Raw genomic sequence first — 16,469 nt, 5'->3', positions numbered from 1 at the left:
AACAAATTCTCTTATCATTCATTTATATTAAATAATTAATGCATTTTTGTATTGTAAATTTTTTATAACACAAGTTTTACAAACTAGCAAAAAATAAATCACATGAAAGTAACAGTAGTAGGTGCGGGTGCAGTAGGTGCAAGCTGCGCAGAGTATATCGCTATCAAAGATTTCGCTGACGAAATCGTATTAGTTGATATCAAAGAAGGTTTCGCTGAAGGAAAAGCAATGGACTTGATGCAAACGGCTTCTTTAAACGGTTTTGATTCAACTATCACTGGTGTTACAAACGACTATGCTGCAACTGCAGGTTCAGACGTAGCAGTAATCACTTCTGGTATTCCTCGTAAGCCAGGTATGACTCGTGAAGAGTTGATTACAACTAACGCAAACATCGTAAAAACTGTAGCTGAGAATTTAATCAAGCATTCTCCAGAAGTAATCATCATTGTGGTTTCTAACCCAATGGATACAATGACTTACTTAGCTGCAAAAGCAACAGGTCTTCCTAAGAACAGAATCATCGGTATGGGTGGTGCTTTAGATAGTGCACGTTTCAAGTACCGTTTGGCTGAAGCTTTAGATTGTCCTCAATCTGACGTATCAGGTATGGTAATCGGTGGTCACTCTGACGTAGGAATGGTTCCATTGATCGAAAAAGCAACTCGTAACTCTGTTCCTGTATCTGAGTTCTTGTCAGAAGAGCAAAAAGCAGGGATCGTAGAAGCTACTAAAGTAGGCGGTGCTACATTGACTAAATTATTAGGTACTTCAGCTTGGTATGCTCCAGGTGCTGCAGTTTCTGAATTAGTTAAAGCAATCGCTTTGGATTCTAAGAAAATGTTCCCTTGTTCAGCACTTCTTGAAGGCGAATATGGTTTGAACGATCTTTGTATCGGTGTACCAGTATTGATTGGTAAAAACGGTATCGAGAAAATCGTTGAAATCGACCTTTCAGAAGACGAAAAAGCAAAATTAGTAACATCTGCTGAGGGTGTTTCTAAAACAAATGGTTTGCTTGAAGTTGAAGCATAGGAAATAATATACATTTCAATATTGGAAGCCACTCAATTTTGAGTGGCTTCTTTTTTTTGCTCTCCAATTAAAAATTTATAATAATCAGTTACTTTTTAATTGAAATAAGTAAATTTGATGTCTTTAAAAGGAATAATAGTTTATTCTCTATGATGGATATTTTTATCTTTTATTAGAGAAGTATTTGAATCAGTGATCTTTACATAATTATATATGAAAATTGGAATTGTTGGTGGAGGCATTTCTGGCTTAACAGCTGCTTTTTATTTACAGAAAAAAGGGTACGACTGTACTGTTTTGGAAAAAAATAATGTAGCAGGAGGATGTATTTCCACTGAACAAAAAGATGGGAGAATTTATGAAAATGGACCCAACTCTCTACTCTTTACATCTAAACATTTAAAGTTTATAGAAGAAGTCGGTTTTTTAGATGAATTAATCGAAGCTGAAGCTGTAAATAAAGATAGATTCATACTTAAAAATGGTAAGTATCATGTACTTCCATCAGGACCTCAAAATTTCTTCTCTAACAAGTTTTTTTCTGGTAAAACTAAATGGAAGATAATCACTGAATATTTCAGAAAAAATCAAGCAGCATCGGATAAAGAGACAGTATATGATTTCTTTCTAAGAAGGTTCAACAAAGAAATATGTGACTATGCGTTGGATCCATTTGTTTCTGGTATTTATGCCGGAGATCCTAAGAAATTAGCCATTAAAGCCTCTTTTCCATCACTCTATGAAGCAGAACATAAACATGGTTCGATTATCAAAGGGATGATAAAGAAAAGAAAAGAGAACAAAGAAAATGGTGTGCCAACTGAAAGAAGAACCGCTTACAGTTTTAAGGAAGGTAATTTCTCTTTTATCAAAAAGTTGGCTGTTCAGGTGAATATTAAATCCTCATTTACTGTAAAAAATATACTGAAAGAGGAGCAGTATTTTACTATAGAAGGTGAATCAGAAACTTTACAATTCGATCATGTAGTCATTGCATCAGATATTTATTCAAGTAGTTCTTTCTTGAAAGGATTGTTACCAACTGTGGCGAATAAGATCGAAAATATTGTAGCTCCACCAATGTGTGTCGTTCACAGTGTTTATAGTAAAGATGCAGTGAAAAATGCTCCAATTGGTTTTGGAGGATTAAATCCACGATTAGAAAAAACATTTACTGCTGGTTCGATTTGGACTTCATGTATATTTCCAAATAGAACACCACAAGGAGAAGCTATGATCACTTCTTTTGTTGGAGGGATGCAAAATCCTGAAAAAACAAACTTGTCAGAAGATGAGTTAAAAGAAGGAGTAGCACATGAGCTGAATTCAACACTCAATATTGAAGGTCAACCTATTTATCAGAAAGTATTTAAATGGGAAAAGGCAATTCCTCAGTATTCTTATGATATAGTAGAATTATGGGAAGAAATGAATAAAAACGAAATAGATGGACTTCATTTCACAACCAATTGGAAAGGAGGTATTGCTGTGCCAGAATGTATTGATCAGGCAATAGCTTTATCAGAAAACATCTAGTTGATATATTTTTTCATTCAAAAATGATGAATTTTATCTTTGAATGATATACATAATATTTTTAATTCTATTTTTGCGATGAGTAATACTTATCAGATATTTAACTTATAGAATCTAAACATAAACGATATGAAATTTTTTATTGACACAGCTAATTTAGACGAAATCAAGGAAGCATACGCTATGGGCGTATTGGACGGTGTAACAACTAATCCGTCTTTGATGGCTAAAGTTGGAGTGAAGGGAAAGGAAGCTGTTCATGCTCACTATAAAGCAATTTGTGACATTGTTGATGCTAACGTAAGTGCAGAAGTATTGTCGACAACCTATGAGGAGATGATCAAAGAAGGTGAGGAGTTGGCAGCAATTGATCCTAAGATTGTTGTTAAAGTACCTATGATCGAGGATGGAGTAAAAGCTATTAAATATTTTTCTAGCAAAGGTATTGATACAAACTGTACGCTTATTTTCTCAGCAGGTCAAGCTTTATTAGCTGCGAAAGCTGGAGCAACTTATGTATCTCCATTTATTGGTAGATTAGATGATGTTTCTACAGACGGTATGCAATTAGTAGAAGATATCGTAACAATTTATGAAAACTACGGTTTCGGTACTCAAGTACTAGCTGCTTCTGTACGTCACCCAATGCATATTATGCAGTGTGCTGCTATTGGTGCAGACGTTGCCACTTGTCCTTTGACAGCAATCAAAGCACTATTGAATCACCCTTTAACTGATAAAGGTTTGGCTCAATTTGTAGCTGATGCTAAAAAAATGGAAGAATAAAAATTAATAGAGGTTGTTTCGTAAACAGATGAGACAACCTCTTTCTTATATGCTCTTTTATTTTCAGTATTTCAGAAAAAAATTAAGGGTAATCATCAATTACTATGTATATTATCAAAGTAAAGGGTAAAGCAAAAATCCCTAATTATATCCAACTAAGAGACGAAAACTTTGTGTTGATTGCTTATTTTAGAGCGGATAGACCTCTTTCAAAATTAGAAAAATATGGTCTTGAAGGTAAAGAAGAAGCACTTAAAAAAGTAATTGATCATCTTGAGTTTGGTAAAATTCAGAAATTAGAAATTTAATCTTAATGAATTCAGTAGTTAGTTTAAGAGATGTAAAGCTCAGTTTTGATGGAGCCGTAGTATTAAAAGATATCAGTATTGATATCGCTTCGGGAGAGTTCGTATACTTATTAGGACCTACAGGAAGTGGTAAATCATCTTTATTAAGACTATTGTATGCAGATCAAAAACCTACTGATGGAATAATTAAGGTAAATGGGTTTCAAGTGGATGAAATTAAAGACAAAGAGGTTCCTTTCTTAAGAAGATCATTAGGGGTAATCTTTCAAGATTTTGAATTACTTACGGATAGATCGGTAGAAGATAATCTTGAGTTTGTGATGAAAGCGACAGGCTGGAAATCAGCAGCTCAGATAAATCAGAAAATTGATGAAGTACTTGAGAAAGTACATTTGTCAAAAATATCCAGACAAAAGATGCCCCACCAATTATCAGGTGGTGAGCAACAAAGAGTAGCCATTGCTAGAGCTTTGATCAACAATCCAAAGGTACTTATTGCAGATGAACCTACAGGAAACTTAGATCCGAAAGTATCCAGGTCAATTCTTCAATTATTTAAAGAAATCAATACAGACGGTACTTGTGTGATCATGGCAACACATCAACATTCATTTTTAAGATTAAATCCTGAACGTTCAATCGTTTTTGAAAAAGGATCGATCAAAGATATTTCAAAAAAACAGGTACAACAGAAATTAGACCTAAATCAAGCCTAATGAATTTTTCTTCTATACTAGCCGTTTTAAATAATCGTTGTCCTTCTTGTCGAGAAAAAAGCATTTTTACAAATGCCGCCTACTCGACATCATTCCATAAAGTACATAAGAGATGTCCCAATTGTAATGCTAATCTCGTTCCTGAAACGGGCTTTTATTATGGAGCAATGTATGTAAGTTACGCTATTAATACAGCCATCATTTTAGGTGTAATGTTTGTATTTACAGTACTACTTGATATCAATGATGTAAGTATTTTATTAGCAGCAGCAATTGGACCTATGATTGTTTTTATGCCGTTGATATTTAGAATGTCAAGATCCATTTATTTACATCTCGTAGGAGGGATAAAATATCAAGGAAAAAAATAAAGGTTGCCGAAGCAACCTTATTTTCTTTATGGGATTTTCTTTTTCTTTACTCTTCCTCCATTATTTTCAGGAGCCTTTATTTTTAGTTTCTCAGATTTTGATGCATCATTTATTGTAAAGCGAATGGTATATTCACCTTCATCGAGGTAGTACTTCCCATTTTGCTTTTCAGCTAATTGATATTTCTTTTTATACTGTTTCTGATAAACCTCTTTATTTTCTTTTCCTACTTCAAAATTATAGTTGATATAGTTAATTCCCTTATCAACAGTGAATGTCTGAGTGAAAATCACTTTATCTTTTAAGAGAACTTCCATCTTCATTTCCCCATTTGATGAAACAAAAACAGGAATGTCAATAGTTGATTCGATTGGAACACCCCATTCAAAATAACCTTCAATCTGACCCCATTTTTTGTTTAAAGTTTCTTCCTTAAGAGGATAAGTAATAATTGCCTTCTCAAAATCTTTTGATGAGAGATTTTGGATGTTGTCTAATTTGCCAACATAAATACTTCGACCATGAGTACCAACAATGATTTCATTATCTCTAGGGTGAATAGCTAGATCGTGAATGGCCACTCTTGGTAAATTTCCAAGTACCATAAAACTTTTTCCTGTATCAAATGATATGTAAAGGCCGTGATCCGTTCCAACATAAAGTACTTCTTTGTTGTTAGGATCCTCTTTGATGACATTAATTGATTCAGCAGGTAAATCACCAAGCTTACTCCAAGAATCACCTTTATTTGTAGAAACATATAAATAGCTATTGAAATCATCATTTCTGTAGCCATTTAATGATACATAAATGGTATTCACATCATATTTTGAAGCAATGACTCTACTTACCCATAAATTTTCAGGTAAACCTTTAGATATATCTTTCCAAGAAGCACCAACATTTTCAGAGATGCTTACTATCCCGTCATCAGAACCTGTGTAAATAAGGCCGAATTGAATAGGGGATTCAGAAATTGTAGTCAATGTACCAAAAGGAACATTTCCTTGAATTCCACCATTCGTTAAATCATTAGAAACAGCTTCAAAACTTTCTCCTTGGTTTAAAGAGCGATGCAAACGATTAGAGCCAAAGTAAATCACGTCGTAATTGTGCTTAGAAACGACGATAGGAGACTGCCAGTTCCATCGTAAGGGTTTTTCGCTTAAAGTATGTTTGGGAGTGATGTAGGACATTTTACCAGATTTCTGATTGATCTTGTAATAATTCCCAAATTGATAACCTGTGTAGATAATATTATTATCTCTCTCGTCTACACCAATTTGCATACCATCACCACCCATTACTGATTGGAATGGATATTTACCATTGTATTGCCAACCTCTACTAATTTCAGTTTTAGAAGAACCAACCCAAACACCATTATCTTGCAGGCCTCCATAAATATTATATGGTTCAGCCATATCGTAATTTATTGAGTAGAACTGTCCAACAGGGAAGCTATTACACTTATAATAATTCTGTCCTCCATCAAATGATATGTTCACACCACCATCATTACCAAGAATAATATGATCGGTATTGTTAGGGTTAATCCAAAGTGCATGATGATCCACATGTACATTATCATCACCTAAATCTTTCCAAGTTTTTCCTCCATCTGTAGAACCTAAGAAAGGAACACCCAAAATATAAATTCTATTATCGTCTTTTGGATCTACTCTAATATTTCCAAAATAATAGCCGAAGGTATACACCACACGGTCCAAATAATTATCGTGTGTTTTCTTCCATGATTGACCCCCATCTTCAGAAACATATACTTCAGCACCTTTTACTTCTGTATTGAATAAATCTTCTTCAGCGTCACCTAGATAATCTACTAAAGCTTTAGGAGAATATTTTTCATTCTTGATATCAGATTTTATGGATTCAGCATTATACTGTTTAGGGAAATTATAATGATCAAGATATTCATTGATATCATCATCAGATAACTTTAAAAAAGCATCATTGCTCATTTCATTTAATTGGTTGAAATGAAGAGCAATTTCTTTCTTTTCAACATCCTCCTTAGCATCTTGATTGTCTAAAAAGGCATATAGTTTCTCAGAATTTTGTGATGATATTCCTAAGCCAATACGTCCAACCCCTTCACTGTCAGGAAAACCTGTATTACCGACAGTTAATCTCTTCCAGGTTTCACCACCATCAACAGATTTATAAATTCCAGATTCTTTACCTGATGCTTTGAAATTCCATGCATTTCTATGTCTTTCCCAAGCTGATGCATATAAAATATCAGGGTTTTTAGGGTCAATGATAAGATCAATTACACCAGTACTATCAGAGACAAATAAGGTTTTACTCCAAGTAGCACCTCCATCAGTTGATTTATAGACTCCACGATGATCATCTTTAGAATATAAATTACCAATTGATGCGACCCAAAGTGTATTGTCATTTTTAGGATGAAGAACGATTCGTCCAATATGTTGTGTATTTTCTAAACCTATATGATTCCAAGTTTGCCCTTTGTCATTCGATTTGTATAAACCATTACCTGCATAACTCGATCTTGATGAGTTGTTTTCACCAGTTCCAATGTAAATCGAGTTGTTTTCCCAATTAACCGCAATATCACCAATAGTCATGGATGCTTCGTCTTGAAACAATGGTGTGAATTTCACTCCATTCGAATTTGTATACCATAGACCACCTGAGGCAAAGGCACTATAAAATTCATTTGGATTGTTAGGGTTTGCATCAATATCAGTAACACGGCCACTCATTACTGTTGGGCCTACATTCCTAAATGGTACGTTCTTGAAAAAGGATTTGTCTTTACTGTTTTGATACTGAGCAAAAGCTTCATTTCTATCGACCTTCTTTTGGGAAAATGAATAGAATGGAAGTAAAGTAATAATTGAAATTAGAAAGAAATTTTTCATTAATATGTTTATTATAGTTGTGTTCTATCTTTGAAGTGGTAGGTTATACCAAATACTAAATTGAATTGGAGATAGGTTGCTTTTGTATTATAATTAATGTCTCCGATTTCTTGATATGGACGAGCAGTTAAATTGACCAATTGAGGGTCTCCTTTTGAAAAACCCATATCAGCTACAATTCCGGCAATCACATTAAACCTTGGGCCAAACCACTCAATGCCGGAAGATATATGATAAAGATCCCAATAATCGTAAGATAACAGATTTTCGGAAGTTGGGTTGATCTTATTTTGGTCTAGGTTATTGAAATCTGTTCTAAAACCTGATAACAAATTTATCTTTTCAAAAAGTTTGTTTTTAAATCCGAAGGCAAGATTCACTAACTGTTTATTGGCTGCATAATATTGACCAAAGCTTTCATCTTGAGGTCTAAACATGGATTGTTCAGCTTTCATTTCGAAAATTCCATATTTATTGATAGGTCCAAAATAACCAACTCTCAACGAGATTTCAGAATTTCTTGTGTGATAACCAATATTAATATCAGCTGTAAAAGGATGTTTGTACTTACTAAAAATCTTTTCTTGTGAAGAAATTGTTTTGTGAACTTCGCCTTGGTCATTTTTAGTTTCTAATGTTCTTATCAAACTAGAATTTGATAAAAATGGTAATCTAATATCTTGTGTTTCAAAATTAAAACCAAGGTTAAGATTTTCATTAACTAACCATGCAACACCTAATTTCCATAAAATAGAAACTTGATTAAATCGCACATTTTTATAATCAACATGATAGTTAGTTACCTCGTTGTTTACACCCCAAGTTTGATTGATATTGTTAGTGATCTGTGCATTCTTTATATCAACAAAACTTGTGATACCAACGCCTAACTTTTCATTTAATCGAAATGTAGTTCCTACGGCAAAACGATCATTCCGAAGTACAGTTTTATAATTAAAGTAACCCTCGTATATTTCTCCAGTTTCAGGTATAAATGCTGTATTTGAAGAAGTATACTCAGCACGATTATTCAATAGATTAATAATGGCATAAGTGACTTTGAAATTTCTCTTGTCATATTTAAAAGCTGTACCGGCCACCATTTGAGGTTTGGTGTCCATTGTATTCATTTTAATATGAACACCTTCACCCGCACCGTTGGCTATATCTACTATAGTATAACCTATCAAGTCTGAAGTAAAAGATACATTGGGGGTTTCTGTAAAAGCTAAAGCACCAGGATTGTAGAAAATAGCACTATTATCATTTACACCCGATGCTAAAGATCCTCCTAAAAGGTTGCCATTCGCACCCTGTTGCTGTTGCCAATAAAAATTTCCTTGAGAGTAACTAAGAAATGGAGTAATAAATAGGAGTAGAGTAAATAATTGCTGTCTCATAAAGACAATGTAGTTTTTTAGTTAAAAAAAGCCATCATTTCTGATGGCTTTTTCTTTATTTCTAAAACCTTATTTAGTTGGATAAGGTCTTGCAACTTCACCTGTATAGATTTGGCGAGGTCTAGAAATTGGTTGATTAAGATTTCTAGATTCTTTCCATTGTGCAATCCAACCTGGAAGACGACCAAGAGCAAACAATACTGTAAACATTTCAGTAGGGAAGCCCATCGCTTTATAAATAATTCCAGAGTAGAAATCAACGTTAGGGTAAAGTTTTCTAGCTTTGAAGTACTCGTCGTTCAATGCTTTTTCTTCTAAACCTTTTGCGATTTCTAATAGAGGATCGTTGATACCTAATTTTTCAAGAACTGCATCAGCATGCTTCTTGATGATCTTTGCTCTTGGATCAAAGTTTTTGTAAACTCTGTGACCAAAGCCCATTAAACGGAATGGATCGTTAGGATCTTTTGCTTTGTCGATAAATTTATCAACATCACCACCGCTAGCGTGAATGTCTTCTAACATTTCGATTACTGCTTGGTTTGCTCCACCGTGAAGTGGTCCCCAAAGTGCATTAATACCAGCTGCGATAGCTACATATAAAGAAGCTTGAGATGAACCTACTACTCTTACAGTCGCAGCTGAACAGTTTTGCTCATGGTCTGCATGAAGAATTAATAGTTTATCCAAAGCATCTACTAAGATAGGGTCAATCTCATACTCTTCTACAGGAAGACCAAACATCATTTTCATGAAGTTTTCGATATAACCTAATTTATTTTCTGGATACATTAGAGGGTGACCAATACTCTTTTTGTACACCCATGATGCTAGTGTAGGTAATTTTGCAATCAAACGGTGGATTGTTAAATCAACCATCTTAGGATCTCTGTTTGGATCCAACGATTCCGGGTGGAATGCAGTCAATGAAGTAACCAAAGAAGATAAAACACCCATTGGATGTGCATCTGCAGGGAAACCATCAAAGATCTTTCTTACATTCTCATGAACTAATGTGTGACGAGAAATGTCGTGTTTAAACTGCTCAAATTCTTGGGCTGTTGGTAATTCGCCATTGATAAGTAAGTAAGCTACTTCTGAGAAAGTAGAATGCTCACATAAATCTTCAATCGAATAGCCTCTGTATCTTAAGATACCTTTTTCTCCGTCTAAGAAAGTGACATCACTTGTAGTCGAACCAGTGTTCTTAAATCCTACGTCTAAAGTGATCAATCCACTTGTCGCTCTTAGTTTACTAATATCTACTCCTAGCTCATCCTCTGAGCCCTTAACTACTGGTAAATCGTAAGTATTACCCTGGTAAGTTAATTGCGCTGTGTTTTCACTCATGTTTTTTTCTGACTTTGTTTGAGGTTTGTTGTGGTCAAGTTCTACTTCTTGCATTTTGGTGTTAATTAATTTGTTCGCACGTGTAAAATAATCGCCTCATGGGTCGCTCCATTGATTTGAGTGCCTAAATATATCTTAATAATAGTTTTTAAACAAAAAAATGGGGTGTTTTTGACATTGTTAGATTAAGAAATGATTAATTATCAAGGAAAAATAATTTTGTTGATAGAAATGACATTTGTCATAATCATACTTGATAAAAATTAGCATTTCTAAATTTTTGTTATTGATTTTACTTTTTTATTACTTTTTTTTTTGAACTTTAATAATGTTTGTGATAAGTTGTTTCGCGCGGGAGGAAAACCTCTTTATTTCGCAAATGAAAAATAGAAGACTAATAGTGTAATATAAATATATATGTCAAGAAACCTTTTAATTGTCGAGTCACCTGCAAAGGCAAAGACAATAGAAAAATACTTAGGCGAAGGATATACAGTAAGATCAAGCTACGGACACGTTCGAGATTTAAAGAAAGGTAACGATGCCATTGATGTTGAAAAAGACTTTTTGCCCATTTATGAAGTACAGTCTGATAAAAAAGATGTAATTCGTGAGCTGAAAAAATTAACTAAGGAAGCAGAAACTGTATGGTTAGCGACCGATGATGACCGCGAGGGGGAGGCTATTTCTTGGCATTTACAAGAGGCACTCAATTTAAAAAATAAAGACACTAAAAGAATTGTCTTTAGGGAAATTACTAAAACTGCGATTCAATCTGCGATACAAAAACCTCGTACTATTGATATTGATTTAGTTAATGCTCAACAAGCTAGAAGAATTCTTGACCGTTTAGTAGGTTTTGAATTATCTCCAGTACTTTGGAAAAAAATTCAAAGAGGCCTTTCAGCAGGTAGAGTACAAAGTGTAGCCGCTCGTCTCGTTGTTGAAAGAGAAAGAGAAATAGAAGGCTTTAAGCCAAAAGACTATTATAGAGTAGTTGCTAATTTTGATTTAGGTAATAATAAATCATTAGAAGCTGAGCTGAATACTAAGTTTAATACTAAGGAAGAAGCAGAGAAATTTTTAAATGATTGTTTGGGTGATGATTTCAAAATTTCTGATATCAAAACACGTCCAGGTAAAAAATCTCCTGCACCTCCATTTACTACTTCCACTTTACAACAGGAAGCGAGTAGAAAACTAGGTTACTCAGTGGCTTCAACTATGTCTATTGCTCAACGATTATATGAAGCTGGACATATTACATATATGCGTACCGATTCTTTAAATTTATCTCAAGAAGCTATTCAATCGGCTACAGAAGAGATTGCTGATGTTTATGGTGATGCATATGTTCAAGAAAGACATTTCAAAACGTCTAATAAAGGAGCACAAGAAGCTCACGAAGCCATTAGACCTACTAATTTTAAAAATCATAAATTAAAATTAGAAGATAATAGAGAGGCTAGATTATATGATTTGATCTGGAAACGTGCAGTTGCTTCTCAAATGTCAGATGCTCAATTAGAAAGGACTACTGCAGAAATTACTACTCCAAAAAGAACTGAGAAGTTTACAGCAAAAGGAGAAGTAATTAAGTTTGAAGGTTTCTTAAAGGCATATATCGAATCGAATGACGATGATGATATTGAAGAGGATGAAACTACAAAAGGTATGTTACCTCCTTTGAATGTTGGTCAAGAATTGCCTATCAATGTAATTAATGCTACTCAAAGATTTACTAGACCAGCTGCTAGATATACTGAAGCAAGCTTAGTAAAAACATTGGAAGAAAAAGGGATTGGTCGTCCATCAACTTATGCTCCTACAATTTCAACTATTCAAAAAAGAGAATATGTGATTAAGGAAGCTAGAGATGGAAAAGAAAGAGCTTATAATCAATTAACTCTCTCAGCAGGTGAAATCGTAAGTAAGGACCTCAACGAAACTTATGGTGCTGAAAAAGGAAAACTATTCCCAACAAATATGGGTATGGTAGTAAATGATTTCCTTGTGAAACATTTCCCTAAAGTTGTGGATTATTCTTTCACAGCAAATGTAGAGGAACAATTTGATGAAATTGCTCATGGAAATATGGAGTGGCAAAATATGCTGAAAAACTTCTATACTCCATTCCATGAAAATGTAGTTGATACAGAGGAAAATGCTGATAGAGCAGAGGCACATGCTGAAAGAGAATTAGGTATTGATCCTCAATCAGGAAAAAGAGTCATTACTCGTTTGGGTAGATTTGGTCCTATTGTTCAAATTGGTGAGCAAGACGATGAGGAAAAGAAGTTTGCATCATTAAGAAAAGGTCAATACTTAGAGTCTATTACTCTAGAAGATGCTCTTGAGCTATTTAAATTACCTAGAACTCTTGGTAAATTTGAAGATAAAGTAGTAGTTGCAGCCATTGGTCGTTTTGGACCTTATATTCGACACGATGGTAAATTTGTTTCTTTAGGTAAAGAATATGCTCCAGAAACAGTCGAATTGGATACTGCAATTGAGCTGATTTTAGCAAAAAGAGAAGCAGATGCTAAGAAGTTGATCAAAACATTTGAAGAAGAAGAAAATCTTCAATTATTAAATGGTCGTTGGGGTGCTTATATTTCTTATAATAAGGCAAATATTAAAATCCCTAAAGAGTTAAAGGAAAAGGCTGCTGAATTAACTTACGAAGAAGTTAAGAAAATCATAGAAGAGGCACCTGCTCCTAAAACTAGGGGTAAAGCTGCTGCTAAGAAAGAGACAGTAGCAAAGAAATCCACCGCCACAAAAAAGAAAGCTCCCGCTAAAAAGAAGACAGCGGCGAAGAAAAAATAATCGACAAACACGCTTAATTTTCATTAAGCGTGTTTTTTTTATTTCAAAAAAACTTAAAATTCTTTTTGCCTAAATAAATATTAATGCCTTAATAATTGAAATTTAACCGATTATTAGGTTAAAAGGGTAATTATGATTTTGAATATTCGCATAAGCAAATTTGACTTTTGTTTTATTTTATTTAGAATTGTATTACCAAACTGTAATGATGAAGGTCATTGCGTTTAAAATATAGCAATACACTAAACAAACTTGTGCACCCAAAAGGGGAAAATGTCATGAATATTCACGAATACCAAGCAAAAAGTATTCTTCAAGAATACGGTGTTAAAGTTCCAGTAGGATACGTAGCTGAAACTGCAGATGAAGCTGTAGAAGCTGCTAAAAAACTTAACGAAGAAACAGGTACTAACTTTTGGGTGGTAAAAGCTCAAATCCACGCAGGTGGTCGCGGTAAAGGTGGCGGAGTTAAAGTAGCCAAAAGCTTAGAGGAAGTAAAAACACTTTCTGAGCAAATTATCGGAATGCAATTAGTTACTCCTCAAACTGGACCTGAAGGCAAGAAGGTAAATAAAGTGATGATTCAACAAGATGTATACTATCCTGGTGAGTCTGAAATCAAAGAATATTACATTTCTGTTCTTTTAAACAGAGCTACTGGTAAAAACATGATCATGTACTCTCCAGAAGGAGGTATGGACATCGAAGAAGTAGCTGAAAAAACTCCTGAGAAAATCTTCCACGAAGAAGTTGATCCAGGATTAGGTATCCAAGGTTTCCAAGCAAGAAGAATTGCTTTCAACCTAGGCACATCAGGTAAGTCATTCAAAGAGATGGTGAAATTCGTTACAGCATTGTACAATGCTTACGTTGGAACTGACTCTGAAATGTTTGAAATTAACCCTGTATTTAAAACTTCTGATGACCAAGTAATGGCAGTAGATGCAAAAGTAGGTATCGACGATAACGCTTTATACCGTCATAAAGATATCGCTTCAATGCGTGATATTTCAGAAGAAGATCCTACAGAAGTAGAAGCAGGTGAATCTGGTCTTAATTATGTAAAACTTGACGGTAACGTTGGTTGTATGGTAAACGGAGCAGGTCTTGCAATGGCTACTATGGATATGATTAAGCTTTCTGGTGGCGATCCAGCAAACTTCCTTGATGTTGGGGGTGGAGCTAACGCGAAAACAGTAGAAGCAGGATTTAGAATCATTCTTAAAGATCCTAACGTTAAAGCTATCCTTATCAATGTATTCGGTGGTATCGTAAGATGTGATCGTGTAGCAAATGGAGTTGTTGAAGCTTACAAAAACATTGGTGACATTCAAGTGCCAATTATTGTTCGTCTTCAAGGAACAAATGCTGAAGAAGGAGCTAAGATTATCGACGAATCAGGTCTTAAAGTAGTATCAGCTATTACTTTATCTGAGGCGGCTGAAAAAGTAAAAAATGCTTTAGCATAAATAATATTATAAGACAATAGTCTTTGAAGCAGTTGAAAGCGTATGTTTTCAACTGCTTTTTTTATCTTTGAATTATGGAATTCATATTAAAACCACTTTCAAAAATTTATGATGCAATTACGCATCAAAGAAATAAGTCATACGATTCAAAACCATTTAAAACCTTTAAGTTTGATATCCCAATGATCAATGTTGGGAACTTATCTGTTGGAGGTACGGGTAAAACACCTTTTGTTGAATTTTTAATACAAAAATATCAAGAAGAATATAATGTTGGTGTACTCAGCAGAGGTTATGGTAGAAAAACTAAAGGACCAATTAAAGCAGACCAAGAGGCGACATCAAAATCTATTGGGGATGAACCGATGCAATATCATTCTAAATATGATAAAGTTGAAGTAGTTGTAGCTGAAGAAAGAGTTTTTGGAGTTCCACTTTTTGAAAATACAGATTTAGTGCTTTTGGATGACGCCTTTCAGCATAGAGGAATCCATCGTGATGTAAACATCATGCTATCTGATTTTAATGCTCCATTTTTTGATGATCATGTTTTACCATACGGACGCCTAAGAGAAAGGAGAGAAGGGGCTAACAGGGCGGATATTATTATTTTTACGAAATGTCCTGATTCTTTGGATATTGACTTGAAAAAGAAATACACTGAAAAAGCTAAAAATTATAGTAAGGCAGAGGTATTCTTTACATCCATCAAATATGATAAGGCGTATTTTTTAAAAGACAATACTGAAGTTGAAATTCCTTCAAACATTAATCTACTCACTTCTATTGCGAATCCAAAACCACTAATCGAACATCTTGAAAAGATAAATATTAGTGTAGATCATCATTTTAAATTTAGAGATCATTATTCTTTTACCGAGAAAACCATTGCTAGGGTAGAATCAGAGAGTAAAACAAATAATATATTAATTACTGAGAAGGATGCTGCAAAACTGAAATCCTTAACAAAAGAATCAAATTTTAATTATTTTGTTCTTCCTATCACTCCACATGTTCTATTTGATGAAGAGGATAGTATGATGAATAAAATTAATTCATTATTGAAAAAGGTAAATGATTAACCACTATAAGGTTGCCATTTGTTTTCATTCCAATTCAAAACCTCTAAAGGTTTAAACTTCTTCTTATAATCGTAAAAAGAGGGGATGTCATAGCAATAGCCATGATAGTAATAGATAAAGTCATTAGCCAAACCAAATTGTATTTCTAAGAGCATTGTTAGTAATCCCAAGCTATATTTAGAATAGTTTGGGTCGTACATACCATATATTGATGATAAGGATTGTTCTCCCATTCCCATATAGCTAATGGCAATGGTTTTAGCATCATCAAAGACTCTTAATTCGTAAATTTTTGTTGGTGTATTTTGAGTATTTGTCTTTGATAAGAAGTCATAAATTGAATTAGGTATATTATCTACAAATTTCTGCTTATGGATATCAAACAATTCATTAGTGGTCTCATCAATAGTAACTTTATCAATCGAACAAGTAAATGATTTCGCTTTATTTAAAATTTTCTTTTGAGATTTACTCAAAGAAAAATTAATTAAAGGAATACGTAATGGAAGGACATTACAAACTTTATCTTGATGAAAATTAATATTGTAACGAAAGAAATTTTCTCCAAAATGTCGGTATCCAGCAGCCAATAAATAATCGTATTGAGATGGGGTAACGTAGCTTTTAATAAAATCGTCTACAATATATTGAATCTTCATATTACAAATCTGGCTA

General features: G+C 33.9%; 13 protein-coding genes. 9 read left to right on the top strand and 4 right to left on the bottom strand.

The window, feature by feature from the left end:
* Positions 1-102: 102 nt before the first annotated feature.
* The 6 genes from mdh to MY04_RS05775 all read left to right on the top strand — a co-directional run bounded on the left by mdh (position 103) and on the right by MY04_RS05775 (position 4,752).
* The gene (mdh, locus tag MY04_RS05800; RefSeq protein WP_066207569.1) at positions 103-1,035 is read left to right on the top strand and encodes a malate dehydrogenase; all 933 of its coding nucleotides are present in this window, start codon (positions 103-105) and stop codon (positions 1,033-1,035) included.
* 213 nt (positions 1,036-1,248) lie between these two features.
* Complete coding sequence (hemG, locus tag MY04_RS05795) at positions 1,249-2,571, top strand: protoporphyrinogen oxidase (protein WP_066207568.1); 1,323 nt, start codon at positions 1,249-1,251, stop codon at positions 2,569-2,571.
* Between the two features lie 129 nt (positions 2,572-2,700).
* Positions 2,701-3,357: a fructose-6-phosphate aldolase gene (fsa, locus tag MY04_RS05790; protein ID WP_066207567.1), complete on the top strand. Its 657-nt coding sequence runs from the start codon at positions 2,701-2,703 to the stop codon at positions 3,355-3,357.
* 104 nt (positions 3,358-3,461) lie between these two features.
* Entirely contained in the window at positions 3,462-3,665 is a 204-nt protein-coding gene (locus MY04_RS05785) for a fructose-6-phosphate aldolase (RefSeq protein WP_066207565.1), read from the top strand.
* A 5-nt stretch (positions 3,666-3,670) separates the two neighbouring features.
* Complete coding sequence (locus tag MY04_RS05780; RefSeq protein ID WP_066207563.1) at positions 3,671-4,381, top strand: cell division ATP-binding protein FtsE; 711 nt, start codon at positions 3,671-3,673, stop codon at positions 4,379-4,381.
* A complete protein-coding gene (locus MY04_RS05775; RefSeq protein WP_066207560.1) occupies positions 4,381-4,752 on the top strand; it encodes a DUF983 domain-containing protein in 372 nt (123 codons plus the stop codon). The genes MY04_RS05780 and MY04_RS05775 overlap by 1 nt, the downstream gene beginning before the upstream one ends.
* A 26-nt stretch (positions 4,753-4,778) precedes the next feature.
* Here the strand turns inward: MY04_RS05775 and MY04_RS05770 are convergent, their stop codons facing one another.
* The 3 genes from MY04_RS05770 to MY04_RS05760 all read right to left on the bottom strand — a co-directional run bounded on the left by MY04_RS05770 (position 4,779) and on the right by MY04_RS05760 (position 10,414).
* Complete coding sequence (locus tag MY04_RS05770; RefSeq protein WP_066207558.1) at positions 4,779-7,664, bottom strand: WD40/YVTN/BNR-like repeat-containing protein; 2,886 nt, start codon at positions 7,662-7,664, stop codon at positions 4,779-4,781.
* Between the two features lie 11 nt (positions 7,665-7,675).
* Positions 7,676-9,064: an outer membrane protein transport protein gene (locus tag MY04_RS05765; protein ID WP_066207556.1), complete on the bottom strand. Its 1,389-nt coding sequence runs from the start codon at positions 9,062-9,064 to the stop codon at positions 7,676-7,678.
* A gap of 69 nt (positions 9,065-9,133) precedes the next feature.
* Positions 9,134-10,414: a citrate synthase gene (locus tag MY04_RS05760; protein WP_066213074.1), complete on the bottom strand. Its 1,281-nt coding sequence runs from the start codon at positions 10,412-10,414 to the stop codon at positions 9,134-9,136.
* 417 nt (positions 10,415-10,831) lie between these two features.
* On the opposite strand from MY04_RS05760, the gene topA reads away from it, so the two are divergent.
* From topA to lpxK, 3 genes are all read left to right on the top strand, one after another.
* Entirely contained in the window at positions 10,832-13,243 is a 2,412-nt protein-coding gene (topA, locus tag MY04_RS05755) for a type I DNA topoisomerase (protein ID WP_066207554.1), read from the top strand.
* Between the two features lie 278 nt (positions 13,244-13,521).
* Positions 13,522-14,712, top strand: a complete 1,191-nt coding sequence (gene sucC / locus MY04_RS05750) for an ADP-forming succinate--CoA ligase subunit beta (RefSeq protein WP_066207550.1) — start codon at positions 13,522-13,524, stop codon at positions 14,710-14,712.
* Between the two features lie 74 nt (positions 14,713-14,786).
* A complete protein-coding gene (gene lpxK / locus MY04_RS05745; protein ID WP_066207548.1) occupies positions 14,787-15,794 on the top strand; it encodes a tetraacyldisaccharide 4'-kinase in 1,008 nt (335 codons plus the stop codon).
* Here the strand turns inward: lpxK and MY04_RS05740 are convergent.
* A complete protein-coding gene (locus tag MY04_RS05740) occupies positions 15,791-16,453 on the bottom strand; it encodes a hypothetical protein (RefSeq protein ID WP_084005786.1) in 663 nt (220 codons plus the stop codon). The two genes, lpxK and MY04_RS05740, sit on opposite strands and share 4 nt — an antisense overlap.
* Positions 16,454-16,469: the final 16 nt, after the last annotated feature.

Source organism: Flammeovirga sp. MY04, assembly GCF_001682195.2.
GTDB classification, from domain to species: Bacteria; Bacteroidota; Bacteroidia; order Cytophagales; family Flammeovirgaceae; genus Flammeovirga; species Flammeovirga yaeyamensis.
The sequence above is the reverse complement of the archived record's forward strand: the minus strand, read 5'-3'. Positions and strand labels throughout refer to the sequence as shown.

Excerpts from the sequence above, each read along its gene's own strand:
- MY04_RS05775 (WP_066207560.1), top strand. The coding sequence starts at position 4,381 with ATGAATTTTTCTTCTATACTAGCCGTTTTAAATAATCGTTGTCCTTCT.
- topA (WP_066207554.1), top strand. The coding sequence starts at position 10,832 with ATGTCAAGAAACCTTTTAATTGTCGAGTCACCTGCAAAGGCAAAGACA.
- mdh (WP_066207569.1), top strand. The coding sequence starts at position 103 with ATGAAAGTAACAGTAGTAGGTGCGGGTGCAGTAGGTGCAAGCTGCGCA.
- hemG (WP_066207568.1), top strand. The coding sequence starts at position 1,249 with ATGAAAATTGGAATTGTTGGTGGAGGCATTTCTGGCTTAACAGCTGCT.
- MY04_RS05760 (WP_066213074.1), bottom strand. The coding sequence starts at position 10,414 with ATGAGTGAAAACACAGCGCAATTAACTTACCAGGGTAATACTTACGAT.
- MY04_RS05785 (WP_066207565.1), top strand. The coding sequence starts at position 3,462 with ATGTATATTATCAAAGTAAAGGGTAAAGCAAAAATCCCTAATTATATC.
- MY04_RS05765 (WP_066207556.1), bottom strand. The coding sequence starts at position 9,064 with ATGAGACAGCAATTATTTACTCTACTCCTATTTATTACTCCATTTCTT.
- fsa (WP_066207567.1), top strand. The coding sequence starts at position 2,701 with ATGAAATTTTTTATTGACACAGCTAATTTAGACGAAATCAAGGAAGCA.
- sucC (WP_066207550.1), top strand. The coding sequence starts at position 13,522 with ATGAATATTCACGAATACCAAGCAAAAAGTATTCTTCAAGAATACGGT.
- MY04_RS05780 (WP_066207563.1), top strand. The coding sequence starts at position 3,671 with ATGAATTCAGTAGTTAGTTTAAGAGATGTAAAGCTCAGTTTTGATGGA.
- MY04_RS05770 (WP_066207558.1), bottom strand. The coding sequence starts at position 7,664 with ATGAAAAATTTCTTTCTAATTTCAATTATTACTTTACTTCCATTCTAT.
- lpxK (WP_066207548.1), top strand. The coding sequence starts at position 14,787 with ATGGAATTCATATTAAAACCACTTTCAAAAATTTATGATGCAATTACG.
- MY04_RS05740 (WP_084005786.1), bottom strand. The coding sequence starts at position 16,453 with ATGAAGATTCAATATATTGTAGACGATTTTATTAAAAGCTACGTTACC.